The organism is Phycobacter azelaicus (assembly GCF_014884385.1).
Classification (GTDB): domain Bacteria; phylum Pseudomonadota; class Alphaproteobacteria; order Rhodobacterales; family Rhodobacteraceae; genus Phycobacter; species Phycobacter azelaicus.
This window is the reverse complement of the sequence record NZ_WKFH01000003.1, coordinates 3,663,422-3,685,767: the sequence shown is the minus strand read 5'-3', so window position 1 is coordinate 3,685,767 and position 22,346 is coordinate 3,663,422. Positions and strand designations below refer to the sequence as shown.

The 22,346-nt window shown below is 59.7% G+C and carries 24 protein-coding genes; 14 read left to right on the top strand and 10 right to left on the bottom strand.

All coding sequences use genetic code 11. The features are described 5' to 3' along the window. The first annotated feature begins 6 nt into the window (after nucleotides 1-6). Nucleotides 7-795: a type III pantothenate kinase gene (locus INS80_RS18715; protein WP_192967066.1), complete on the top strand. Its 789-nt coding sequence runs from the start codon at nucleotides 7-9 to the stop codon at nucleotides 793-795. Then, on the top strand, nucleotides 785-2,452 hold the full coding sequence (locus tag INS80_RS18710) for a ribonuclease J (protein WP_192967065.1): 1,668 nt from the start codon (nucleotides 785-787) through the stop codon (nucleotides 2,450-2,452). The genes INS80_RS18715 and INS80_RS18710 overlap by 11 nt, the downstream gene beginning before the upstream one ends. Nucleotides 2,453-2,535: 83 nt before the next feature. Here INS80_RS18710 and INS80_RS18705 read toward each other — a convergent pair whose 3' ends face one another. The 5 genes from INS80_RS18705 to INS80_RS18685 form a co-directional block, all read right to left on the bottom strand. After that, complete coding sequence (locus INS80_RS18705; RefSeq protein WP_192967064.1) at nucleotides 2,536-2,709, bottom strand: RSP_7527 family protein; 174 nt, start codon at nucleotides 2,707-2,709, stop codon at nucleotides 2,536-2,538. Between the two features lie 203 nt (nucleotides 2,710-2,912). Further along, nucleotides 2,913-4,382, bottom strand: a complete 1,470-nt coding sequence (locus INS80_RS18700; RefSeq protein WP_192967063.1) for a DEAD/DEAH box helicase — start codon at nucleotides 4,380-4,382, stop codon at nucleotides 2,913-2,915. 203 nt (nucleotides 4,383-4,585) lie between these two features. Continuing rightward, the gene (locus tag INS80_RS18695) at nucleotides 4,586-5,545 is read right to left on the bottom strand and encodes a glycosyltransferase family 2 protein (RefSeq protein ID WP_192967062.1); all 960 of its coding nucleotides are present in this window, start codon (nucleotides 5,543-5,545) and stop codon (nucleotides 4,586-4,588) included. Further along, nucleotides 5,542-6,288 (bottom strand): hypothetical protein, encoded by a 747-nt coding sequence (locus tag INS80_RS18690; protein WP_192967061.1) that lies wholly within the window; start codon nucleotides 6,286-6,288, stop codon nucleotides 5,542-5,544. The genes INS80_RS18695 and INS80_RS18690 overlap by 4 nt, the downstream gene beginning before the upstream one ends. 39 nt (nucleotides 6,289-6,327) lie before the next feature. Next, nucleotides 6,328-7,935, bottom strand: coding sequence for a peptide chain release factor 3 (locus INS80_RS18685; protein ID WP_192967060.1), 1,608 nt, complete (start codon nucleotides 7,933-7,935; stop codon nucleotides 6,328-6,330). 192 nt (nucleotides 7,936-8,127) lie between these two features. Between INS80_RS18685 and INS80_RS18680 the strand changes: the two genes are divergently transcribed. Together INS80_RS18680 and INS80_RS18675 are read left to right on the top strand one after the other, a co-directional pair. Beyond that, the gene (locus tag INS80_RS18680) at nucleotides 8,128-8,478 is read left to right on the top strand and encodes a BrnA antitoxin family protein (RefSeq protein ID WP_192967059.1); all 351 of its coding nucleotides are present in this window, start codon (nucleotides 8,128-8,130) and stop codon (nucleotides 8,476-8,478) included. A 153-nt stretch (nucleotides 8,479-8,631) separates the two neighbouring features. After that, the gene (locus tag INS80_RS18675) at nucleotides 8,632-9,939 is read left to right on the top strand and encodes a hypothetical protein (RefSeq protein WP_192967058.1); all 1,308 of its coding nucleotides are present in this window, start codon (nucleotides 8,632-8,634) and stop codon (nucleotides 9,937-9,939) included. 96 nt (nucleotides 9,940-10,035) lie between these two features. On the opposite strand, the gene INS80_RS18670 is transcribed toward INS80_RS18675, so the two are convergent. Next, on the bottom strand, nucleotides 10,036-11,046 hold the full coding sequence (locus INS80_RS18670) for a Hint domain-containing protein (RefSeq protein WP_369411436.1): 1,011 nt from the start codon (nucleotides 11,044-11,046) through the stop codon (nucleotides 10,036-10,038). 164 nt (nucleotides 11,047-11,210) lie between these two features. Between INS80_RS18670 and INS80_RS18665 the strand changes: the two genes are divergently transcribed. The 6 genes from INS80_RS18665 to INS80_RS18640 all read left to right on the top strand — a co-directional run bounded on the left by INS80_RS18665 (nucleotide 11,211) and on the right by INS80_RS18640 (nucleotide 17,014). Continuing rightward, entirely contained in the window at nucleotides 11,211-11,990 is a 780-nt protein-coding gene (locus tag INS80_RS18665) for an SDR family oxidoreductase (protein WP_192967056.1), read from the top strand. 4 nt (nucleotides 11,991-11,994) lie between these two features. Then, on the top strand, nucleotides 11,995-13,113 hold the full coding sequence (locus INS80_RS18660) for a DNA alkylation repair protein (protein ID WP_192967055.1): 1,119 nt from the start codon (nucleotides 11,995-11,997) through the stop codon (nucleotides 13,111-13,113). Between the two features lie 97 nt (nucleotides 13,114-13,210). Next, nucleotides 13,211-14,260: a methyltransferase domain-containing protein gene (locus INS80_RS18655; protein ID WP_192967054.1), complete on the top strand. Its 1,050-nt coding sequence runs from the start codon at nucleotides 13,211-13,213 to the stop codon at nucleotides 14,258-14,260. Between the two features lie 89 nt (nucleotides 14,261-14,349). After that, on the top strand, nucleotides 14,350-15,453 hold the full coding sequence (locus tag INS80_RS18650; protein ID WP_192967053.1) for an ABC transporter ATP-binding protein: 1,104 nt from the start codon (nucleotides 14,350-14,352) through the stop codon (nucleotides 15,451-15,453). Nucleotides 15,454-15,562: 109 nt separating this feature from the next. Further along, on the top strand, nucleotides 15,563-16,189 hold the full coding sequence (locus INS80_RS18645; RefSeq protein ID WP_192967052.1) for a VPLPA-CTERM sorting domain-containing protein: 627 nt from the start codon (nucleotides 15,563-15,565) through the stop codon (nucleotides 16,187-16,189). Between the two features lie 282 nt (nucleotides 16,190-16,471). Further along, a complete protein-coding gene (locus tag INS80_RS18640; protein WP_192967051.1) occupies nucleotides 16,472-17,014 on the top strand; it encodes a hypothetical protein in 543 nt (180 codons plus the stop codon). Nucleotides 17,015-17,060: 46 nt separating this feature from the next. Here the strand turns inward: INS80_RS18640 and INS80_RS18635 are convergent, their stop codons facing one another. Next, the gene (locus INS80_RS18635; RefSeq protein WP_226892672.1) at nucleotides 17,061-17,936 is read right to left on the bottom strand and encodes an aldo/keto reductase; all 876 of its coding nucleotides are present in this window, start codon (nucleotides 17,934-17,936) and stop codon (nucleotides 17,061-17,063) included. Nucleotides 17,937-17,963: 27 nt separating this feature from the next. After that, nucleotides 17,964-18,359, bottom strand: coding sequence for a (R)-mandelonitrile lyase (locus INS80_RS18630; protein WP_192967050.1), 396 nt, complete (start codon nucleotides 18,357-18,359; stop codon nucleotides 17,964-17,966). A gap of 113 nt (nucleotides 18,360-18,472) precedes the next feature. Between INS80_RS18630 and INS80_RS18625 the strand changes: the two genes are divergently transcribed. Continuing rightward, nucleotides 18,473-19,369: a LysR family transcriptional regulator gene (locus tag INS80_RS18625; protein ID WP_192967049.1), complete on the top strand. Its 897-nt coding sequence runs from the start codon at nucleotides 18,473-18,475 to the stop codon at nucleotides 19,367-19,369. A 47-nt stretch (nucleotides 19,370-19,416) separates the two neighbouring features. Here INS80_RS18625 and INS80_RS18620 read toward each other — a convergent pair whose 3' ends face one another. Both INS80_RS18620 and INS80_RS18615 read right to left on the bottom strand, forming a co-directional pair. Beyond that, nucleotides 19,417-20,094, bottom strand: coding sequence for a helix-turn-helix transcriptional regulator (locus INS80_RS18620; RefSeq protein WP_192967048.1), 678 nt, complete (start codon nucleotides 20,092-20,094; stop codon nucleotides 19,417-19,419). A gap of 33 nt (nucleotides 20,095-20,127) precedes the next feature. Further along, nucleotides 20,128-20,463, bottom strand: coding sequence for a hypothetical protein (locus tag INS80_RS18615; RefSeq protein ID WP_192967047.1), 336 nt, complete (start codon nucleotides 20,461-20,463; stop codon nucleotides 20,128-20,130). 223 nt (nucleotides 20,464-20,686) lie between these two features. Here INS80_RS18615 and tatA point away from each other — a divergent pair, with 223 nt between their 5' ends. Genes tatA through tatC form a run of 3 tightly spaced genes read left to right on the top strand, consistent with a single transcriptional unit; the run spans nucleotide 20,687 to nucleotide 22,314 of the window. After that, complete coding sequence (gene tatA / locus INS80_RS18610; protein WP_192967046.1) at nucleotides 20,687-20,902, top strand: twin-arginine translocase TatA/TatE family subunit; 216 nt, start codon at nucleotides 20,687-20,689, stop codon at nucleotides 20,900-20,902. Nucleotides 20,903-20,908: 6 nt separating this feature from the next. After that, complete coding sequence (tatB, locus tag INS80_RS18605; protein ID WP_192967045.1) at nucleotides 20,909-21,394, top strand: Sec-independent protein translocase protein TatB; 486 nt, start codon at nucleotides 20,909-20,911, stop codon at nucleotides 21,392-21,394. Beyond that, nucleotides 21,391-22,314, top strand: coding sequence for a twin-arginine translocase subunit TatC (tatC, locus tag INS80_RS18600; RefSeq protein ID WP_192967044.1), 924 nt, complete (start codon nucleotides 21,391-21,393; stop codon nucleotides 22,312-22,314). The genes tatB and tatC overlap by 4 nt, the downstream gene beginning before the upstream one ends. Nucleotides 22,315-22,346 lie beyond the last annotated feature (32 nt).

Below are 22,346 nucleotides of genomic sequence, written 5' to 3'. Positions count from 1 at the left end.
CGCCCCATGCTTTTGGCTGTTGATTGTGGCAATACCAATACCGTCTTCTCGATCTGGGATGGGGAGCAGTTCATCGGCACCTGGCGCACGGCGACGGACTGGCGGCGCACGGCGGATCAGTACTTTGTATGGCTCAACACACTGATGCGCCTGCAGGGGATTGAGGCGGAGATCACCGACATGATCATCTCTTCTACTGTGCCGCGGGTGGTTTTTAACCTTCGGGTTCTTGGGGACCGATACTTCAATACCCGGCCCCTGGTGGTTGGCAAATCCGACTGCCTGTTGCCGGTCGAGGTGCGCGTGGACGAAGGCACCGCTGTCGGCCCGGACCGACTGGTCAACACGGTTGCGGGTTTTGATCACTATGGCGGCAACCTGATCATGGTGGATTTTGGCACGGCGACCACTTTCGATGTCGTGGCTGAGGATGGCGCCTATGTGGGCGGGGTGATTGCACCAGGGGTGAATCTGAGCCTTGAAGCCCTACATCAGGCAGCAGCGGCCTTGCCCCACGTGGACATCTCCAAGCCGCAAAAGGTCATCGGCACCAATACCGTGGCCTGTATGCAATCTGGCGTCTTCTGGGGTTATGTCGGCCTCGTGCGTGAAATCTGCACCCGCATCAAGGAAGAGCGCGGCGTGCCCATGAAAATCATATCGACAGGCGGGCTGGCGCCTTTGTTCCAGCAAACTGCTGATCTGTTCGACGCATATGAGGATGATCTCACCATGCATGGGCTGCAGGTCATCCATAAATATAACAAGGATAACGGTACTCCGAATGAGCACTGAGAGATTGATCTATCTGCCCCTTGGCGGGGCAGGTGAAATTGGCATGAACGCTTATGTCTATGGCTACGGCAAGCCCGGCAAGGAGCGGCTGATCCTGGTGGATCTGGGCGTGGCCTTCCCGGACATGGAGACCAGCCCGGGCGTGGATCTGATCATGCCGGACATCGCCTGGCTGAAAGAGCGGGTTGACCAGCTGGAGGCGGTCTTCATCACCCACGGTCACGAGGACCACATCGGTGCGGTGTCGCATCTGTACGGCGATCTGCGGGTGCCGGTCTATGCGCGTGCCTTTACCGCGAATTTGGCCCGCCGCAAGATGGAAGAGCGCGGCCATGATCCCAAGATGGTGCAAACCGTCTCGGCCTGGCCCGAAGTGACCAAGCTTGGTCCCTTCACGATCGGTGTCGCCCCCATGTCTCATTCGATTCCCGAAAGCGGCGCGCTGATCATCGATACGCCCGCCGGACGCGTGGTGCACACCGGTGATTTCAAGCTGGATCCGAACCCTCTGGTGGGCGAGCCCTTTGATCCCGAGATGTGGAAAGAGATCGCCAAGGATGGTGTGCAGGCCATGGTCTGCGATTCCACCAATGTCTTCTCGGCACATCCGGGGCGCTCTGAGGCAGAATTGGCGCCTGAGATCACGAGGCTGATCGGTGAGGCGAAGGGCATGGTCGCAGCGACCACCTTTGCTTCGAACGTTGCGCGGGTGAAAACTCTCGCCGAAGCGGGTGAACGGGCAGGGCGCTCAATCGTGCTTCTGGGACGAGCGATGCTGCGTATGGTCGAGGCGGCGGTCGAGACCGGAGTTTTGACCGACTTCCCAAAAGTCATCCAGCCCGAGGAAGCGCAGGATGTACCGCGGGAAAACCTGATGCTGATTACGACAGGCAGCCAGGGGGAGCGGCGCGCTGCCACTGCGCAGATGGCGCGCGGCAAGTATCGCGGTCTTGAGCTGAAGGCGGGAGATCTCTTCCTGTTCTCCTCCAAAACTATTCCTGGCAACGAGAAGGGCGTGATCCGTATCATGAACCAGTTCTCGGAGCGCGGCGTCGATGTGGTGGATGACAGCTCAGGCCTTTATCACGTCTCAGGACATGCCAACCGGCCGGATCTTGAGCAGCTCCATGCTCTGGTGAAGCCCAAAATCCTTGTGCCGATGCACGGCGAGCATCGCCACTTGCGCCAGCATGCGCGCATCGCCGAAGAAGCCGGTATCGCGAGCGCTGTGGCTGTGAACGGGACCATGCTGGATCTGTCGCGGGATGAGCCCAAGGTGGTCGACTACATCGAGACTGGCCGGGTCTATCTGGATGGCACGGTCAAGATCGGTGCGCTGGACGGAATTGTGCGTGATCGTATCCGCATGGCGCTGAATGGCCATCTGGTGATTACGGTGATCCTGGATGAAGAGGACGAACCGCTGGGCGAACCCTGGTGCGACATCAAAGGCCTTGCCGAAACCGGCACATCCGATGCGGCTCTGGCCGAGGTAATCGAAGAGGATCTCAACCAGTTTCTGATGCGCGCCGGGGCCAAGACCCTGCGCGATGACGACAAGCTGGAAGGTGAACTGCGCCGGGTCGCACGTCAAACCGCCAATACCGAAATCGGCAAAAAGCCTGAAGTAACAGTTGTGATCAGCCGTATGCGCTGAAGGGTTCGAAATGGTAGAAGCAAAAACGCCCCGGCCAAATGGACCGGGGCGTTTTCTTGTGAGTGATGGTGGGAAAGCTTGCCTCAGGCGTGGCGGGGGCGCTGGAAAAGGCCTGCAACCCTTCGCATACCCTTTACCAATGCTGCGCCTGCGCCGCGAAAGATTTGTGCGATGGCTTCGCTGCGCATGGCATAGGCGCGCTGTTCGATGGCTTGGATGTCTTGGGCGGTCAACATGGGGATATCAGAAGCGGGCATTGATCAATCTCGGTCGTTTCAGGAGTGTGTGATTGTTAGCCGTGATCTAGGTGCATTGGGCGATGATGACATCTGGTAAATTCGTCATTGCCGCCATGCTGCAGGTGCAAAGCAACCATCAGGGGAGAGTTGGCAGCGGAGCAAAAGAAAACGGCCGCACCCTAAGGGGCACGGCCGAAACAAAGATGACCTGCAAGGCTGGCTCAGCTGGCGCGGCGCTCGTCAAAGGACAAGGCGATAAAGCTGGGCATATGGTCTCCCATTCCAACGACCACCTTGCGATCGTCACGCCGGTCCTTGCCTGCGCCACGGCCGCCACGTGATCTTTTGCCGCTCGTCGGTTTCTCGGCCTGCGTGTCCTCCTTAGGGGCTGAGGACTGCACCTCCTGCTCCTGAGGCTGGTGTGGTGCTGAAGCCGCAGTTTTGTCCGACGATTTGCTGCGTGAGCGGGTTCGGCTTGGCTTGGGCTTGGCCTCATTTGCATCTTCGGCGTCTTTGGCTGCCGCCTTGCGCGCCGGAGCCTTCTTCACAGGGTTTTCCAGCCGTTCGATCTTTTTCTGAACGAGGCTCTCAACCGCATCCAGCGCCTTTTCGTCGCGCGGAACGCAGATTGTGATCGCCTTGCCTTCGCGCCCGGCACGGCCGGTGCGGCCAATGCGGTGAACATAGTCCTCCGCGTGACCGGGAACGTCATAGTTAAACACATGGCTGACGCTTGGCACGTCAAGTCCGCGTGCGGCCACATCCGAGGCAACGAGGATCCTCAACTGTCCGTCGCGGAACCCGTCGAGAGTTTTGGTGCGCTGGCTCTGGTCCAGATCCCCGTGTATGGGGGCTGCATCATAGCCGTATTTCTTCAGCGACTTGGCAACGATATCCACATCCGTCTTGCGGTTGCAGAAGATGATCGCATTGGTCAGATTGTCGCCTTCCTGATCGATCAGAGCGCGTAGCACTTTGCGCTTTTCGCTTCCTTCGCGATCCTTGCGGGAGGCTTTGAATTCCACGACGGCCTGTTCGATGGTTTCCGACGTGGTCGCCTGGCGGGCAATCTCGATACGCTCGGGGTTCGACAGGAATGTATTGGTGATCCGCTCAATCTCCGGCGCCATGGTTGCCGAGAAGAACAGGGTCTGGCGGGTAAAGGGCGTGAGGCCGAAGATGCGCTCGATATCGGGGATAAAGCCCATGTCAAGCATACGGTCGGCTTCATCCACGACCATTACCTTAACGTCCGAGAGGATTAGCTTGCCGCGTTCGAAATGGTCGAGCAGACGACCGGGCGTTGCGATAAGAACATCGACACCCTTGTCGATGAGTTGGTCCTGTTCCTTGAAGCTGACGCCGCCGATTAGCAGCGCTTTCGTCAGTTTCAGATGTTTGGTGTAGGTGTCGAAGTTCTCGGCCACCTGGGCGGCCAATTCACGCGTGGGGCAGAGCACCAGGCTGCGCGGCATCCGGGCGCGAGCGCGACCACGGGCCAGCGCTGTAATCATCGGCAGGGTGAAAGAAGCGGTTTTCCCGGTGCCGGTTTGTGCGATGCCCAGAACATCGCGTCCCTCCAAAGCGGGCGGAATGGCTCCGGCCTGGATGGGGGTGGGTGTTTCATACCCGGCTTCCTCAATTGCCTTGAGGACCTTGGGGTTCAAGTTCAGATCGGAGAATTTTGTCATTTGCGTCCGTTGTTGCGGACACTGACCAGGCCCGCGCGTGTATGTATCGGCCAGGCCTCGCAAGGTCATGCGGTTTGGCAGCTGCCGGCGTGTGGCGCGGTCTACCAAAATAAGGGGCGATCGTCAATTGAAGCCTTTTTTGATGACCGCTTGTCGGGACTTCGCCACGCAAGACAATCACGTATTTGCACAGCTTTGAGCGCTCAGGCTTCGTCCGGGAAGTGGGCGCTCCGCTTTTCGCCAAGCCGCAAATCGCGGAGGCGCAGCAGGTTTCGTTGTTTCAGCCGGGTGCGCAAAGCGGGCCTATCGGCGCAAACCTCTTCGAAGAAGGCTCTGAGGCCCTGTTCCCCGTCTTCTGCTTCGATCGCTGAGAGTAGCTCGTGCACCGAAAGTCCGCCTTTTGTGCGGGGCAAGGCGGGCTTCAACTCAGGTCTATAAGAGCCCTTTTCGAGCCGGTATCGATAATGGGTGATCCAACTGTCCCAGTCGCGAGCATGAAGATGGCAGAGATCAACACCGGGCAGGATCGCTTGAGCGGGGTTTTCCACATCCGGGAGAATCAGGTTGTGGATGCGCAGTTGCGCCTCCTCAAGGCCGGGACGCACAAAGAGCTTGCCCTGCACATGGCTGAGGAAGCCGCCGAGCAAATGGGCGCCGTAAGTGGGGTAAAGGGCCTCTGAGATCCTGCGTCGTTCTGGTCCGCTTTCAATGTGTCCCTTGAAAGCGGTGCCATCTCCTCCGGCCAAAACTTCAATGGGAAATACCCTGGCGCATTTGGTGGTTTGGGGCAGGTCGCCCAAGATCCGAGACAGCGGGGTTTCGGACCATAGGAACTCATCAACATCTATGTGGATGAGCCAATCCAGCCCTTTGCACTGGCGTCGATAGGCGCGCGTTGCATTCAGAGTTTGGCGGACCTGGTGCTTCTGCGGTTTCCCGGCCTTGCGCCTTTTTCGCCAGTGGCCTTCATCGCAATCGATCACTCTGATTTTGGGATGCCGTACCAGCACAGCGTGCGCATCGGGGCAGGGGGCATCGAGGTAGATGAATATCCGTTGCGCACCCGCGTCAAGATGATAGGCCGCCCACGCCAGCAGGTCCTCAGCAGGTGCCTTGATCGTCGCTACAATACCCCATGTATCGGCCTTTGGCGATTTGTTCATGGGGGCGTCGGCTTTCGCTTGTAGTGTCTGAGCCGCGCGAAAATGCTGCGATCATCAGTCATCACCATGCGCAACATGCGGGCCCCCAGGGGGCGGAAAACCGGATCTTCTTCGACACACTGCCAGAGTCGCGCAAGCATGTTCATGTCAAGATCGCCCGAGCGTAAGGAATAGGCGGTCATGTCGAATGCAAGCGGATGATCGGACTTGCGCCGCTTGAGGTTGGGAAAGGCAAAGTTGCCCGGGCGTCCTGAGAGTCTGCGCTCGCTGTCGTGCAGCTTGATCAGGTCAAAGAGCATCGACAGCCCCTGGCCGCCGCGCCGCTGCGCTTCGGTTTCGCCATGATCGCCAAAGGTGGATGCGGTCGAAATCAGCCAGCGTGTGTCGAGACAATTAACAAAGCTGGCACCGCGCTCTTGCCAGATGCGCAGAAACAGGTCCCGGGCAAGCTGGGGGGGATCGTCCCGGCGCAGAATTGCAATGCAGAGCGCATGTACGGCTGCCAGTTCGCTGAGGCCGGCAAAATCACGTCGGATTTTGAACCACTTGGTTTCGATATGCTGCTTTTCGCCGGGTGCGTTCTCTGGGGGGGGCGGCGCAATAGTGGCCGCTTCCAAAGCGGCGAGATCGCTCGGCAGAGATTGCAAAAGCGCGGCGCTGCCCTCGTAAGGGCGCCGCTTCTTTTCGAGGCGGCGCATGAGGGTATGAAAGCCCCCCGGATAAATCTCTTCGGCAATATCCATGCGCGCCCGTGCCCAACCTTGATGGTCTGAAATGTCGCCTCAGACCATCATTTCCTTGGTCGCGGTTAGTTTCAAGTCCGGATAGTCCCGCTCCACCCGGTCGATGTCCCATTGCAGGCGCGTCAAGTAGACGGTGTCGCCATCGTGGTCGGTTGCGATATGCTGCTTGTTGGCGTTGATGAACTTTTCTACCGCGGGCTTGTCACCGCTGACCCAGCGCGCGGAGGTGAACTGAGAGGGTTCGAAACGCACCGGCAGGCCGTATTCCATTTCGATCCGGCTGGCGAGCACCTCGAACTGAAGCGCGCCGACCACACCGACGATAAAGCCAGAGCCGAACGAGGGCTTGAAGACCTTGGCCGCACCTTCTTCGGCAAATTGCATCAGAGCCTTTTCCAGGTGCTTCGCCTTCATCGGATCGCCCGCGCGCACGGTCTGCAACAGCTCCGGCGCAAAGGAGGGGATGCCGGTGGCCCGCAGCGCCTCACCCTCGGTCAGCGTATCGCCGATGCGCAGCTGGCCGTGGTTCGGAATGCCTATGATATCGCCTGCCCAAGCCTCTTCTGCCAGCTCCCGGTCGGAGGCCAGGAACAGTACGGGGTTTGAGATTGCCATGGGTTTCTTGGACCGCACATGGGTCAACTTCATGCCACGTTTGAAATGCCCCGAGGCCAGGCGCACAAAGGCGACGCGGTCGCGGTGCTTTGGGTCCATGTTGGCCTGCACCTTGAAGACAAAACCTGCGACCTTCTTTTCCTCGGGGCAGATCTGCCGGGGGCTGGCCTGCTGAGGCTGAGGTTCTGGCCCGTAAGTGCCGATGCCGTCCATCAGTTCCTTCACCCCGAAGGAGTTGATCGCAGAGCCGAACCAGATCGGGGTCATATGTCCCTCAAGTACCGATTGCGGGTCGAGGGTTGGCAAAAGTTCCTTTGCCATTTCAACTTCTTCGAGAAACTTTTCAAGCAGCTGCGCGGGCACATGCTCGGCCAGTTTGGGATCGTCCAGCCCTTCGATCGAGATGCTCTCGGCCACCTTGTTGCGGTCGGCCCGGTCCATCAGCTCCAGCCGGTCGCGCAACAGGTCATAGCAGCCGATGAAATCCCGTCCCACCCCGATGGGCCAGCTGGCGGGCGTCACGTCAATCGCCAGCATCTCCTGGATTTCGTCAATGATCTCAAATGTATCGCGGCTCTCCCGGTCCATCTTGTTACAGAAGGTCAGGATTGGCAGATCGCGCAGACGGCAGACCTCGAACAGTTTCTGCGTCTGGCTTTCCACACCCTTGGCACCGTCGATCACCATCACCGCCGCATCCACCGCCGTCAGCGTCCGGTAGGTGTCCTCGGAAAAGTCCGAGTGGCCGGGCGTGTCCACCAGGTTGAACCGGAACTCCTTGAAATCGAACGACATGGCCGAGGCCGAGACCGAGATCCCCCGGTCCTTTTCCATCTGCATGAAGTCAGAGCGCGTGCGCCGCGCTTCGCCCTTGGCGCGCACCTGTCCGGCCATCTGGATGGCGCCCCCGTAAAGGAGGAATTTCTCGGTCAAAGTGGTCTTGCCCGCATCCGGGTGCGAGATGATCGCAAAGGTGCGGCGGCGCGCGATTTCGGGCGGCAATTCGGGGCGATTGGACTGGGTATCAAGCATGTGCGCGCGTATATCAGGAATGCGCCCCGAGGCAAGAAAAACAGGCGCCACCCCGCATGCACTCCCCGTGCACCCCCTGTACACCGGGCATGCACCACCCGTTGCCGCCCCTGCGCACGGGGGGACTACCCGTCCTTAAGGCAGATGCCCCATGCTGATCCCCGAAGTCCGAAACCAGACCGTCCCCATCCGATGCCCAGCCGCAAACACTTTGACGCCGAAATACAGCAGGAACTGGACGATCTGCAATTCGCCCTGCGCCGCGACTGGCTGGACAAGAGCCTGCCGCAGGACTGGCAGGGTATGGACAGCTGGCAGCGCCTCGACCGCCCCAAGACACGGGTGACGATCCGGCTGGATGCCGACATGGTCCGCTGGTTTCGCAAGCTCGGCCCAAACTACAGCCGCCGCATCAACGCGGTGCTGCGCATCTACTGGATGGCGCTTTTATCGGGCCACATCCAGGCCCACGAGAATGACAACACGACCCTGCGCATCGCGCTGAATGCGCGGCGGAGGCTGGAGGAGGAACGGGGGGAGTGAGGGGAAGCAGCCGAAGCAGCCATTGGTTGGCTACGCAGCGAACGTCTGTTCAGAGCCCACTTTACTAAATTGCTGCCACGCGGCTAAGGTCGGATGTAGGGAAATTGGTGCGAAAACCTAGCGCATCTCTTCGTTAAAGGGGCGTGACTCAAATTGTATGATTTTGTCTTAGAAACCATATCCAAATTCTTCCTTCCGCTTGTCAGTTTTCTAGGAGGACTTTTTGCCCGGCGACTAGTTGATTGGTGGAAGTTTGTCCGAGCACGGGCGCGATACGCATACTGGCGAAAGACATACCCGAAAGATACAGTTTTGTTGCTTGATAGCGCGATTCCCAAGTTCGAGTTGGATGGGCAATCGATTTCGCCAACGGAAGAGGTCTTCCTAATTAGGCCAATCCGCGGTGTTGGACTTGAGGAAATCAATGAAAGGCTGCGCAAGTATCACGACACTCCACCTTTCGTCTTTGAAGAAGATCAAGTATTCGGTAGTAAGTCTCTTTCTCGCCTCAAAGAAATTACCGGGATAGAGGACATCGCAGAACGTGTTAACGACGCAAGACGGGCAGTCTGCGAGGACTTTGTGGCCAAGGCGGAAGGACGAATTTTCAATGGTAGAAAGCTAGGTCTTCGGAACTTTAACTTTGATCGGGTCGGAGATGACGAGCGCTCGCGTCTTGACCTGCGGGTCTATGAGACAGACTACTTCACGCATTCTGTAATGCAGAAAGTTATTCGACAGTACATGCAAGAAAACCCGCAATTCATTGTAAATGTTGAAAAAAACTACAAGACACTCATCAATGAACGATACTTTCCGTTTTTAACTTCAATTGGCCTAAATGTATTCTTGTTCACCGATCTCAAACGAAAAATCGTGTTTTCGAGGCGTTCTGCCTCCACGGCAGGAGGCAATTCGGGAGCAGGAAAGCTCCACGTCTCGATGAATGAAGGTTTAACCTTTACTGATTTTCAATTTCAACAGCGTGGAGAGGGGCAGGTCACTCTTTTGAATTGCTTCAGGCGAGGCCTTCGGGAAGAGCTTGGCTTCAATGAATATGACAATAGGATTGGCGATCTAAGCGTGTACGACACCTTTATCGTTCGAGAAAGTTTTCAATTTGGCCTGTTTGGATGGTGTGCTTTCCAAGGCCACTTCCCCGAAATATCGGAATTTCGTGCTCAGGATAAGCAAATGGAATCGCGAGAGCTATTAGAAGAGGACTTCACCGGCTCAGCTTTGAAAGCAAAAATCCGTGAAGAGGCTTTCGTACCGTATACACGGATAGGTTTGGAAAATCTATGTCGAATTCATGGCATAGGGACATTTGATGTTGAGACACGAGGGTTCGATTACTTCACAATCTGGGCATCTGTTGCATTCAATTCTGTATTTGGTCGCCGTTTGGGAAAATCGGAGCATGACAAAAATAAAGTGAAAGACCACCAAAACGGACCCTAATCTGAGAGCAAAAAAAGGTCTGCAAAGTCCGCAGAGCTGACGGCCCGGGTGCCAGTGTGCAAATGCCACAACCTAAGCAAAGCCCGTTTGACAGCCCTACCTCAGTGACGCCCGCTTCAGAAGCTCCACCAGATCCGGGCGGTCCAGTAGGGGCCTTGGCACGTCCAGCCCGTGGCTGTCGCGGCGCTGATGGGGGCCTGCGATCCCTGCGATCCGCTCCAGCAGCTCGGGCGGCAGGGCGGGTTCGGTCACCGGGTCCAGGAACAGGCTTTCGGCGGCGATCCCCTCGGCATAGACGATGTGATGGCGGTCGAACAGCAGTTGGAAATAGTCCACTAAGCCGCCGTCCTGCACCACCACGCTGTCACCATTGACCAGATGGCGGGCGGGGATCAGCAGCTCGGGCGTGCCGGCCCCCAGCGCATCGCGGCGCTGATAGACCATCAGTCGGTGTTCGGGGCTGACCAGCAGGTCGCGCGCGTTGTTCAGCGTGCCCTTGCGGATCAGGATCGGCGCCATCTCACCGGTGGCGCGGCTGGTGGTCATACCGATCCAGCGCAGCTCCTGCACACCGTCGTCGCGGGTCAGAATTCGGTCGCCAGGACGCAGATCTTCGATCGGGCGTTGGGCTCCGGTGGACAGGGTGATATGCGTTCCGCGGGCGAAGGATACGGCGGTCATCTGGGCCAGCCGTGTCCTTGCGCCGTCGCGCTCGGCACTCAGAAGCGTATATCCGACTTCCGGGACAAGCGGTGCAAGGGGGACAAGGTAAACGCCCGCGATCATCCCGTCTGTATCCACTTCGACCAGAACCAGAGCATCGATGTTGGGACCAGTCTCGGTCATCAGCGTCAGGGCGGCGTCGAGATGCAGCGCGGCGCCAGCCTGACCCAGCTCACTGTCTGCACCGACGCTCAACTCACCGTCTGACTGGCTGCTGATGGATAGACGTCTGGCCGGTTTCTTCGCTGAAAGCACGTAGACGTCGTCCAGCACCAGATCTTCGAACACGCCCAGAGGATCGCCCATATTGGCACCGACGTCGACCCGAAAGGCATCGGCGGGATAGGCGGGAATGGATCTGGTTGCAGGGCGCGCGACTGTCACGAGGGCCCTCTTCTGCGCTTGGGATAAAGGTGGCATATCTTGGGATTATGGCATGAAACAGGCTGGAAGGCGCAGAAATTCGGACCACGTCCGACAGGCTGGTCATTCCGCTAAGGAACGTGCAATCTCTCGTCGGAAACGCAGAATCCTTATGGAGGACGAACATGGATCTTGGAATTGCAGGCAAGCGCGCATTGGTCTGTGCCAGCAGCAAGGGGCTGGGCCTTGGCTGCGCCGAGGCGCTGGCCGAAGCCGGTGTGAACCTGGTGATGAACGCCCGCGGTGAAGAGGCGCTGCTGGCCGCCGCGCAAGGCATCCGCGATACCTATGGTGTCGACGTGCAAACCGTGGCCGCCGATGTGACCACGCCCGAAGGGCAAAAGGCGGTTCTGGATGCTGCAGGCAATGTGGATATCCTCGTGACAAATGCAGGCGGCCCGCCGCCGGGCATGTGGTCCGACTGGGAGCGCGAGGATTTCATCAAGGCGCTGGATGCCAATATGCTGGCGCCGATCGCCCTGATGAAGGCGCTGCTGCCCGGCATGATGGACAAGGGTTGGGGCCGGGTGGTGAATATCACCTCGCAATCGGTGAAGGCGCCCATCGCGGTGCTGGGCCTGTCGAACTCGGCGCGTGCGGGTCTGACTGGCTATGTCGCGGGTACCTCGCGGCAGGTTGCGGGCAAGGGGGTCACCATCAACAACCTTCTGCCGGGCATCCATGCGACCGACCGTGCGGTGTCGCTGGACACCGGCGTTGCCAGCCAGCAGGGCATTTCGATCGAAGAAGCCAAGGCGCAGCGCGAAGCGACCATCCCGGCGCATCGCTATGGTACGCGGCAGGAATTTGGCGCGGCCTGCGCCTTCCTGTGTTCGCAGCACGCAGGTTTCATCGTCGGCCAGAACATCCTGCTGGATGGCGGCGCTGCGAATATGACGCTGTAAGGGGATGGCTAGCGGTTTTTCTCTGAAGGACCAGCTGTTCAACCTGGAAAAGACCCGCTATCTGGCGGGTCTTTTTGCTGCCGTGGATCCGGAGTTCGATGCGCCCAGGTTCGAGGCGCAGGTGATGGAGCGTCTGCCAGAACTGGAGCTAAAACAGCGCATCCAATGGATCGCTGAGGTTCTGCAAGGCCACTACAGCGCCCCGCTGCCGGATGTGGCGCCGGTGTTGCGCGCCGCCCTGCCGCCGCCGCTAAATCCTGGCAGGCGTGACGATGATTTCGGCGATTTCATTTTTGCGCCCTTGGGCGAATTCGTGGTGGCAAAGGGGCTGGAGGACCATCCCGACCTGTCGCTGGACCTACTGGAACAACTGACACAGCGGTTTTCCATGGAATATGCGATCCGTCCTTTCCTCAACCGCTGGCCTGATCTGACCCTCGCGCGGATGCAGGACTGGGCAGAGCATGAGCACTATCATGTGCGGCGGCTGGCCAGCGAGGGCACGCGGCCGCGTCTGCCTTGGGGGCTGGGCATTACGCTGGATCTGCGTGCGCCCTTGCCGCTGTTGGACCGGCTGCATCGGGACCCCACGCGGTTTGTCACCCGCTCGGTCGCCAATCACCTGAATGACATTGCCAAGAAAGACCCGGATCTCGTGGTCGAGACCCTACGCCGCTGGCGCGATGCAGGGCAGCAGGCACAAAAGGAAATGGACTGGATCACCGCCCATGCCTGCCGCGGGTTGGTCAAGGCAGGTCATGCAGGCGCGCTGGGCCTCTTGGGTTATGACCCGGAGGCACCGGTCACGGCTCAGATCACGCTCGATGCGGCATCGGTCCCCATAGGCGGAGCGTTGTCCTTCTCGGTCGATCTGTTTGGGGCAGAGGACCAGCCGGTGCTGGTGGACTATCGGCTGCACTTCCAGCGCCCTGGCGGCAAACTCTCGGCCAAGGTGTTCAAGCTGAAACAGGCACGGCTGAACAATGGGCGACTGACCCTTGTCAAACGTCACCGCATGAAAGGGGACGCCACCACCTTCACGCTTGTTCCCGGAGCGCACCGCTTCGAGGTGCTGGTCAATGGCACCGTGCGGGCCGAGGCTGTGTTTGATCTGACAGGGTAGGGGGCTTCACGCTTGCGTCACTGCGGCGCTCTGCCGCTTGTTCGAAGCCGGGGCGCAGGATACCCATGAGCCGGAAAAGACAGTGAAAGGCCCAGCGATGAAACATGAAAGCGTGCAGAATTATTATGGCGAGGTCCTGCAGGGCAGCGAAGATCTGCAAACCAATGCCTGCTGCACGCCGGACGACATGCCCGATCACGTCAAGGCGATCCTGTCGCAGATCCATGACGAGGTGCTGACCCGCTATTACGGCTGTGGTCTGATCGCGCCTGAGGCCTTGGAAGGGGCCTCGGTGCTGGATCTGGGCTGCGGTGCGGGGCGCGATGTCTATGCGCTGTCGGCCATGGTTGGGGAAAAGGGCCGCGTCGTGGGCGTAGACATGACCCCCGCCCAGCTTGAGGTGGCGACGCGCCACCGCGATTATCACGCGGCGGCCTTTGGCCATGTCGCCAGCAATGTCGAATTCCATCACGGCTATATCGAGAAACTGGATGAGCTGGACCTTGAGCCGGGATCTTTTGATGTCATCGTCTCCAACTGCGTGATCAATCTGGCGACCGACAAGGGCGCGGTGCTGCGCGGCGCGCATCGGCTCTTGAAGGAGGGCGGCGAGATGTATTTCTCGGATGTCTACGCCGACCGCCGCGTGCCCGAGGCGATGGCGAAAGACGAGGTTCTGTATGGCGAATGTCTGTCCGGCGCGCTTTACTGGAACGACTTCCTGCGCTTGGCGCGCGAGGCCGGGTTCAAAGATCCGCGCATGGTGACCGCCCGCCCCCTGACCATCGAGAACCCCAAGCTCGAGGCGCGGGTAGCACCGCTCAAGTTCCTCTCGGCCACCTACCGGCTGTTCAAATTGCCCCAGCTGGAGCCCGATTGCGAAGACTACGGCCAGGCGGTGATCTACAAGGGCACTATCCCGCACAACCCCCATGCGCTGAAACTGGACGACCACCATGTGATCGAGGCGGGCAAGGTCTTCCCAGTCTGCGGCAACACCTGGATGATGCTGCAGGACACGCGGCTTGCCCCGCATTTTGACTTCATCGGGGATTTCTCCAACCACTATGGGATCTTCGCGGGCTGTGGCGGGGCCTCGCCCTTCAATGCCTTCGACGAGGGGACGGCCGCCGCCTCCTGCTGCTAGGGAGGCAGACGGCGCCCTTGCGCGGCCTTTGCGGGGTTGCTATCTGCGGGCAATCCCGATTGTTTTGATCGGCATCAGTGAGAGGCCAAATGACCGCCGTATCCACCCCGCCAAACCTTCCGGTTCCCCGGCTTGAGATCCGCAACATCCGGCGGTTCTTTGATGGGCGCCCTGTGGTGGATGATGTCTCGCTGACCATTCAGGCGGGGCAGGTGACCTGCCTGTTGGGGCCATCTGGCTGCGGAAAATCCACCACCCTGCGCATGATCGCCGGCGTCGAGATGCAGGACGAGGGCGAAATCTATGTGGATGGCAAGCTGATTTGCGACACCGTCTTTCGTGTCCCGCCCGAGCGGCGCGAGATCGGGTTGATGTTCCAGGATTTTGCGCTGTTTCCGCATCTGAGCGTCGCCGACAACGTGGCCTTTGGCCTCAAAGGCGCCAAGGACCAGAAACGCGCCCGGGTGGAGGAACTGCTCGCCAAGGTGTCGCTGTCGAAATACATCGACGACTATCCGCACCAGCTGTCAGGCGGCGAACAACAGCGCGTGGCCTTGGCCCGCGCCCTGGCGCCGCGCCCGCGGATCATGCTGATGGACGAGCCGTTCTCGGGCCTTGATAACCGCCTGCGCGACGGCATTCGCGATGAAACCCTGACGCTTTTGCGCGAAGAGGACACGGCGGTTCTGCTGGTCACCCACGAACCCGAAGAAGCCATGCGCATGGCCGATGAAATCGCCCTGATGCGGGGCGGGCGGATCGTTCAGCAGGGCGCGCCCTATAACGTCTATACCCGCCCGGTAGACAAGGCGGCAGTGGCGTTTTTCAGTGACGTGAACGTGCTGAACGCGCAGGTGAACGGCGCGCTGGCTGAAACGCCTTTTGGGCAGTTCCTGGCCCCCGGTGTGCCCGATGGCACCGACGTAGAGATCGTCTTTCGCCCCCAGCATGTGCGCATCGATTTCGACCGCGCCGGCAAGGGGCCACTGCCCACGCCCAGCGATGGCGTCCCGGCCCGCGGCGTGGTGGAACGCGCGCGTTTCCTTGGCCATGAAAGCCTGGTGGAATTTCGCATGGATTTTGACGGATCGCTGCTGAAGGTGACGGTGCCCAACGTGTTCCTGCCCGAAGTGGGCCGCGTCCTGTGGCTTACCGTGCCGCGCAACCGGTGCTTTGTCTTTCCCAAAGGGTAGGGAGTGCAGGGCCGCAGTGGCGCGCGCCGTGTAGGTTGACTCTTGAGCAGTGCTTTGTTAACTATTGGTTAACCATTTTTTCGAAGCACTTTATGATTGGAGACGTTTTATGATTGTCAAGAAATTGGCTGGAACAGTGTTGGCGCTTGCTTTGTCTGCTTCCAGCGCCCTTGCCGCGACTGTTTTCGACAATGGAGTGGTTGGATCAGGCGTAAACCGGAATGTCGGTAACCAGTATGCCGTAGCTGACGATTTCACTCTGAGCGCGAACACGACGGTGACAGGCGTGCAATTTGCTTTCGGGTTCACGAACTCAGATCTGTCCCAGGCCCGCCTGGACATCGGGATCTATGACAGCGCTATGAACAATCTGCTGTTGATGACGAACCTGTCCGTTACTGGTTCCCAGATCGCAACCGCCGGCAGTTATCGGATCTTTGATGTGATCGTAAGTGGCCTGAGCCTCAATCTGGCGGCGGGATCCTACTGGTTTGGCTACAAGGGTGTGAACAGTGTCGCCGCCTATGCTGACTGGGGGGTGAGTGCTCCAGCAGGCAACCTGCGTCAGTCGCACGACTATATGGCCTTTAATTCGTTCAGTACATATCCGCGCGAGCAGCAGTTTTCGATCTCGGGAACATCGTCGATTGCTCCGGTTCCCCTTCCGGCCACCGGCATTCTTCTGATCGGCGCCTTCGGTGGTCTGGGCTTGCTGCGTCGCCGCAGAAAGGCCTGAACGCAACAGGAGACGCACCGATCAAGCGCCCGCCAGATGGCGGGCGCTTTTCGTTTGGTGGTAGGTTGAATTTGGACAGGGCAGGGCTCCCTTGAGGTGGCGACGATCCGCCCCCTTGCTCAATCTGCCTTACATTTCAAAGTCCAAGTGTGTTCTGCTGTCTTGCATTGGTCGCTCTTCAATGCCCTGTTAACCGGTGTGGCTTAGGTGTCTGTGCGGCTGCGCGCTGTTGAGCAATCCGCCTCTGCGCGCTTGGGGAAGCTATGCGTGGACTTCGGGAACATGGACCGACGAAGAGATAGGGCCGAAATTACACCTCAGATCGAGGATTCTGGCCTGTTCAAGCGCGAGCTGCGGGACGTTCCCGTCGAACTCATCCCCATCCTGAGTCGCAACAACCGTGGCGACCTGCTTATCAAGGGAATCGTCAAGCCCGATGCGGAGATCGAGGTGCTTTTTGCCGGTCGCCGCCTGAAGGACGTGGGCGGGCTGCTGGAACGGATCAAGGCCATGCGCACGCAAGGGCTGCGCACGGCCAAGAGTGGACACGAAGCCATGCTTCGCATCCGGCGATTGCGGCTGCCGGTGCGCGTGCGCGGAAACTGGCGGATGCGTTTTGAGACCGATGAGTCAGGCTGGGATCTGAAAAGCTACCAACTCTTGGCGGCGCAATGGGCCTTTACCGATCTGAAAGGCTTCAATGTGATCTGCGGATGCCCTCCGGAACTGCCGGACGATCGACTGGCGGACCGGGCGCGGGCCGCGAGGGCACGGCTTGCTGCCTCCCGGGCACGGGTGGCTGAACGCGCCCGCCAGGCAACGTAAACATGGTGGCGGCTTGCCTGGCCGCTTTCGCCGCCGGGGGGGGGCGTTAGATCTTGCCGCCGTAGACGGGGAAGACACTGTGTTCGCCGTAGTCCTGAATTTTCTCCACGTTTTTCAGGGTTTCCATATCCTCATCGGTGATCTGGAACGCCACCTCGGAATTCATCTTCATGTGATCGGGGTTCGCGGTCTTCGGCAGGGGAAGCAGGCCAAGTTGCAGCAGGTAGCGGATCGCAAGCTGCGGAACGCTGACGCCATATTTCTTGGACATGGATTGGATGTCGCGGCGCTTCAGGATCTCGCCGTGCCCGACGGGTGAATAGGCTTCTGCCACCATGTCGTTGGTGCGGATGAAGTCGATCAGGTCGAACGGGGTATTGGCGATATGGGCCAGGATCTGGTTGAGCATCGGCTTGACGCTGGCATTGTCGATCAGGTTCTGCAGGTCCTCCTTCTGGAAGTTCGACACCCCGATCGCTTTGAGCCTGCCCCGGTCGTAGGCCTCTTCCAATGCTTTCCACGCGGCAAGGTTGCCCTCGAAGAACCGATCCTCATCGCCAAAGTTCTGCCACGGCTGAGGGCTGTGGATGATCATCAGGTCGATGTAATTAAGCCCCATGGTTTCAAGCGAGGCATCGATTGCCGCTTTGGCCTCCCCGAAAGACTTGATCCCGGCGTCCAGTTTGCTGGTCACGAACAGCTCCTCGCGCGGGATTCCTGCGCTGCGCACGCCTTCCCCCACGCCGCGTTCGTTCTGATAGGCCTGCGCGGTGTCGATGTGGCGATAGCCCAGCTCCACTGCGGCCTTCACCGTATCGGCGACCTTGTCGTCTTCGATCATCCAGGTGCCAAGCCCGATCTTTGGAATTTCAACCCCGTTGGGCAGGGTGTAGGTTTCACTTAATATCATGGTAGTGCTCATCTATTCGGTCTGTTGTCGGGCCGTCGCTCAGGCGCCGTAGTCGTCGTCGGTCACATGTTCCATCCAGGTGACGCTTTCGCCGTCGATGGCTTCCTGGATGGCATAGTGGCTCATGGCGGTCTCGGCGCTGGCGCCGTGCCAGTGCTTTTCTCCTGCGGGGAACCACACCACATCGCCCGCGCTGACCTCTTCCACAGGGCCGCCTTCGCGCTGAACACGACCACGACCAAAGGTGATGATCAGGGTCTGGCCTGCGGGGTGCGTGTGCCATGCCGTGCGTGCGCCCGGTTCAAAGGTCACATGCGCCCCGGCAACGCGACCGGGCGCCTCGGCCTGGAAGACAGGATCGATGCGCACGGTGCCGGTGAACCAGTCTGCGGGTCCTTTCATCGAGGGATTGGCGGCAGATCGGATGATTTTCATGAGTTGTCTCCTGAATGGATGTGACCTGAACCCTTTATGAGGCCAGAAACATTTATTGATTAGGCGGCTCATTTTGCTAGAAGCTATCGATACCGACCATAAATGGAGTGTTTGTGTCTCAAACCGATTTCAATGACCTGATGTGGTTTCTCACCGTGGCGGAGGAAGGCAACTTCACCCGTGCGGCGGCGCGGCTGGGGGTGGTGCAGTCGACGCTCAGCCACCGGATCAAACGGCTGGAGACACGGATGGGGATGCGGCTGCTTGCGCGCACCACCCGGTCGGTGTCCACCACCGAAGCCGGTGAGCGGCTGCGGCGTACGCTTGCGCCGCGCATGGGGGAAATCGAGGCGGAGATCGCCGCGTTGACGGAATTGCGCGACACGCCGTCAGGATCTGTCCGGCTGACCTTGTCGCATCATGCCCTGACGCAGCTGATCTGGCCGAAACTGCGCCGCGTCTTGCGCGACTATCCCGACATCAAGCTGGAGCTCAATGTCGACAACGGCTTTCGCGATATCGTGGAGCAGCGGTTTGATGCGGGCATAAGGCTGGGCGAAAGCGTCGAACACGACATGATCGCCCTGCGTGTCGGGCCGGATTGGCGGCTCGTCGCGGTCGCCTCGCCAGCCTATGTGGCGGCTCATGGTGCGCCGGACACGCCGCAAGACCTATTGGAACATCGGTGTATCAATCGCCGACAGATGACGGCAGGTGGGCTTTACGCCTGGGAGTTCGAACGGGACGGAAAGGAAATCCGCGTGCGCGTGGACGGGCCTTTGATCCTGGATGATGACGCGACCATGGTCGAGGCGGCCTGCGATGGGTTCGGCATTGCCTATGTGCCGGAGGATATGGTTGCCGATCAGATCGACAGCGGGGCGCTGGTGCTGCTGCTGGATGAGTGGTCACAGCGCTTTCCCGGCTATCACATCTACTATCCAAGCCGTCACCAGAACTTGCCTGCGTTCCGGACGGTGGTGAATGCTCTACGTCATCGCGGTGAATGACCTGAGGATCGCCCACGACCTCGGACGCAGCTCATGCCTGACCACGGTCAGCCCGAGCGGTGCGGATCGTAATCCGCGAGCCTTTTGCCCGGTTCATCCACGAAGAGTTCGGGCAGGGCGGTGGCCTCTTCGATCAGATCTACGCGAAAGACGCGGAAATCATCGCGCGCCTCGCACCAGGCTGTGAGGGTCCAGACGCGGCCCCAGTATTCCATGTGCAAAGGGCGGATCTTGCGGCGGCTTATCTCTCCGTCAATGCGCCGGTAGGTGATCTGCAGTTTCTGGCGCGCCTTGATCGCGGCCCGCAGGGTGGGCATCTGGGCAAAGCCGCGCGCCGCATCGGCAAAGGGGTAGACGGCGAATTTCCAGGCATCTGCCTCGGCGATGGTTTCTGCGGGCAGTACCGCGTCCACCTTTGCAGCCAGCGATTGCGCGGCGGCCTTGAGGTCAGGATCGGCGGCTTCGGCGACGATGGCCATGCCAAGGTTCAGCGCCTCCAGCTCTTCGGGTGTCAGGGTCAGGGGCGGCAGGGTGATTGCTTCGCGCACCAGGTATCCGACGCCGCGCTCCCCCTCGACTGGGACGCCGGACGCCACCAGCGTGTCCATGTCGCGATAGATGGTGCGGGTCGAGACCTCCAGCCGCGCGGCAATGTCCTGCGCGCGGTGCAGCTTTCCGTCGCGCAGGATCTGGATGATTTCGAACAGGCGGTCGGTGCGGCGCATGATCCTAGCCTTGGCCCGCGCCGCACCATTTGGTCAAGCCGTCATCTGCCACAGGATGTCTTCGTGGCGCATGTCGATGCTGCCCGGCTCAATCGCCTGCATCAGCGCTGTGGCAAAGGGTTGCCTCGAAAACGCCTCTGCCGCAGCCTGCGCGCTGGCTTGATCGCGCCAGACCACGTGATCGCTCCACCGGCCATCGGCACCGCAGGACAGGCGGCGGAACATGAAGCCGGACTGGGCGCGTACGAAAGCCTCGCTGTCCTGGCTGAGCGCGACAAAAGCCTCAGGGGTGATTCCGCCCGCAAGGGTAAAGGTGACGATCTCGGCCACGGGGATCGTTTTGGCGGGCGTGCTTTTGGTCTGTGTCATCTCTTTGGTCTCCTATGCGATGTGACAGGCTGGACCTAGCAGGGGACAACTGACATAAACCTGTCAGTTGGTTTCGGTCGGGAGATGATTCAGGCTTTTTTCGCCACGGATTGACCGTCTGGAGGTCTTGCGCGTCTTTGCGCACCCCCCTCGCGCCCGTAGAAACGGTGCTGACAGAGTAAAACCGGTGCGGATGGGCACCGGGCAAGAAGGAGACACTCACATGCTCAACAATATCGGCCTTCCCGGCATTCTTCTGATCGCCGTCGTGGTCCTGGTCCTGTTTGGCCGAGGCAAGATTTCTTCGCTGATGGGCGAAGTTGGCAAGGGCATCACTGCCTTCAAGAAAGGCGTAAAGGACAGCACGGACGAAATCGAGCAGGACGCTGCCGTCGAGGCAAAGGACATCACGCCCGAGACCGAAAAAGACAAGGCCTAATCGCCCATGTTCGATCTTGGGTGGACCGAACTTCTGGTGGTCGGGATCGTTGCGCTGATCGTGGTCGGCCCAAAGGACCTGCCTGTGCTGTTCCGCAATGTCGGGCGTTTCGTGGGCAAGGCCAAGGGCATGGCCCGCGAGTTCAGTCGCGCGATGAACGATGCCGCCGACGAAGCGGGCGTAAAGGACATGGCACAGGGGCTGAAGGCCGCGTCAAATCCGGTCGGCACCGCGATGGACGGCGTCAAGGAGGCGGCGCAGGATATGGCCAAATCCATCGACCCGACCAAGTTCGACGCGAACAGCGAAACCGGCAAGCTGGCTGCCGAGCGCGCAGCGGACGCCAAAAAGATCCAGGCGGCTACGGCACGCGCTGCAGCAGAACGCAAGGCCAAGGAGGCGCAAGAGGCGCTGGCCTATGCCGAAGCGGCCGAAAAGGAGCTTGAGGCAGGCGCTGAACCTGCGGCTGAGGATAAAGAGACCAAATCATGAGCCAATCCGAAGAGATCGAGGATTCCTCCGCGCCGCTGATAGAGCATCTGGCGGAGCTGCGCACCCGCCTGATCCGGGCGGTGGGGGCCTTTATCGTCGGGATCGTTCTGGCCTTTACCGTGGCCGAGCCGATCCTGCAGTTCCTGCTGGGTCCGATCGAGGCGACCCTGCGTGAGCTGGGCGATCCCTCGCCCACCTTGCAGTACACCAGCCCGCAGGAATACCTGTTCACGCTGTTCCGCATCTCCATGGTGTTCGGTTTTGCGCTGTCCTTCCCGGTGATCGGTTTCCAGCTTTGGAGGTTTGTGGCACCGGGTCTCTACAAGAGCGAAAAGAACGCCTTTTTGCCCTTCCTGATCGCCTCGCCGGTGATGTTCATGCTCGGCGCATCCTTTGCGCATTTCGTCGTTACTCCGCTGGCGATGGCCTTCTTCCTCGGCTTTGCGGATGTTTCGTCGATCTTTGCCAATCTGCTGTCGGGCACCGTAAACGAGTTGCCGACCGAGGCAGCCGTGGTGCCGGAAACTGCCGAAGGTGTGCGCATCACGTTTTTCGGTAAGGTGAACGAGTCACTGGATATTACGCTCAAGTTCATCATGGCCTTTGGCCTGTGCTTTCAGTTGCCGGTACTTTTGACCCTGATGGGCAAGGCTGGTCTGGTCAGTGCCGAGGGGCTGGGCTCCGTGCGCAAATACGCAGTTGTGGCGATCCTTGTGCTGGCCGCGCTGGTAACGCCGCCGGATGTGATCACTCAGTTGATCCTCTTCACCGTGGTCTATGGTCTTTACGAGATTTCGATCTTCCTGGTGGGCCGGGTCGAGAAAAAGCGAGAAGAGAAACTGCGCGCCGAGGGCTACTATGACGATGAAGATGAAGAAGACCCTCTGATGGCTGAGTTCGACAAGGACGACGACAAATAAGACGTCCATAGAAAGAAGTGAGGCGCGTCCCC

Excerpts from the sequence above, each read along its gene's own strand:
- INS80_RS18640 (WP_192967051.1), top strand. The coding sequence starts at position 16,472 with ATGGACCGACGAAGAGATAGGGCCGAAATTACACCTCAGATCGAGGAT.
- INS80_RS18710 (WP_192967065.1), top strand. The coding sequence starts at position 785 with ATGAGCACTGAGAGATTGATCTATCTGCCCCTTGGCGGGGCAGGTGAA.
- INS80_RS18665 (WP_192967056.1), top strand. The coding sequence starts at position 11,211 with ATGGATCTTGGAATTGCAGGCAAGCGCGCATTGGTCTGTGCCAGCAGC.
- INS80_RS18705 (WP_192967064.1), bottom strand. The coding sequence starts at position 2,709 with ATGCCCGCTTCTGATATCCCCATGTTGACCGCCCAAGACATCCAAGCC.
- INS80_RS18635 (WP_226892672.1), bottom strand. The coding sequence starts at position 17,936 with ATGAGCACTACCATGATATTAAGTGAAACCTACACCCTGCCCAACGGG.
- INS80_RS18680 (WP_192967059.1), top strand. The coding sequence starts at position 8,128 with ATGCCCAGCCGCAAACACTTTGACGCCGAAATACAGCAGGAACTGGAC.
- INS80_RS18660 (WP_192967055.1), top strand. The coding sequence starts at position 11,995 with ATGGCTAGCGGTTTTTCTCTGAAGGACCAGCTGTTCAACCTGGAAAAG.
- INS80_RS18620 (WP_192967048.1), bottom strand. The coding sequence starts at position 20,094 with ATGCGCCGCACCGACCGCCTGTTCGAAATCATCCAGATCCTGCGCGAC.
- INS80_RS18615 (WP_192967047.1), bottom strand. The coding sequence starts at position 20,463 with ATGACACAGACCAAAAGCACGCCCGCCAAAACGATCCCCGTGGCCGAG.
- INS80_RS18715 (WP_192967066.1), top strand. The coding sequence starts at position 7 with ATGCTTTTGGCTGTTGATTGTGGCAATACCAATACCGTCTTCTCGATC.
- tatA (WP_192967046.1), top strand. The coding sequence starts at position 20,687 with ATGCTCAACAATATCGGCCTTCCCGGCATTCTTCTGATCGCCGTCGTG.
- tatB (WP_192967045.1), top strand. The coding sequence starts at position 20,909 with ATGTTCGATCTTGGGTGGACCGAACTTCTGGTGGTCGGGATCGTTGCG.
- INS80_RS18655 (WP_192967054.1), top strand. The coding sequence starts at position 13,211 with ATGAAACATGAAAGCGTGCAGAATTATTATGGCGAGGTCCTGCAGGGC.
- INS80_RS18690 (WP_192967061.1), bottom strand. The coding sequence starts at position 6,288 with ATGGATATTGCCGAAGAGATTTATCCGGGGGGCTTTCATACCCTCATG.
- INS80_RS18650 (WP_192967053.1), top strand. The coding sequence starts at position 14,350 with ATGACCGCCGTATCCACCCCGCCAAACCTTCCGGTTCCCCGGCTTGAG.
- INS80_RS18630 (WP_192967050.1), bottom strand. The coding sequence starts at position 18,359 with ATGAAAATCATCCGATCTGCCGCCAATCCCTCGATGAAAGGACCCGCA.
- INS80_RS18685 (WP_192967060.1), bottom strand. The coding sequence starts at position 7,935 with ATGCTTGATACCCAGTCCAATCGCCCCGAATTGCCGCCCGAAATCGCG.
- INS80_RS18645 (WP_192967052.1), top strand. The coding sequence starts at position 15,563 with ATGATTGTCAAGAAATTGGCTGGAACAGTGTTGGCGCTTGCTTTGTCT.
- INS80_RS18695 (WP_192967062.1), bottom strand. The coding sequence starts at position 5,545 with ATGAACAAATCGCCAAAGGCCGATACATGGGGTATTGTAGCGACGATC.
- INS80_RS18700 (WP_192967063.1), bottom strand. The coding sequence starts at position 4,382 with ATGACAAAATTCTCCGATCTGAACTTGAACCCCAAGGTCCTCAAGGCA.
- tatC (WP_192967044.1), top strand. The coding sequence starts at position 21,391 with ATGAGCCAATCCGAAGAGATCGAGGATTCCTCCGCGCCGCTGATAGAG.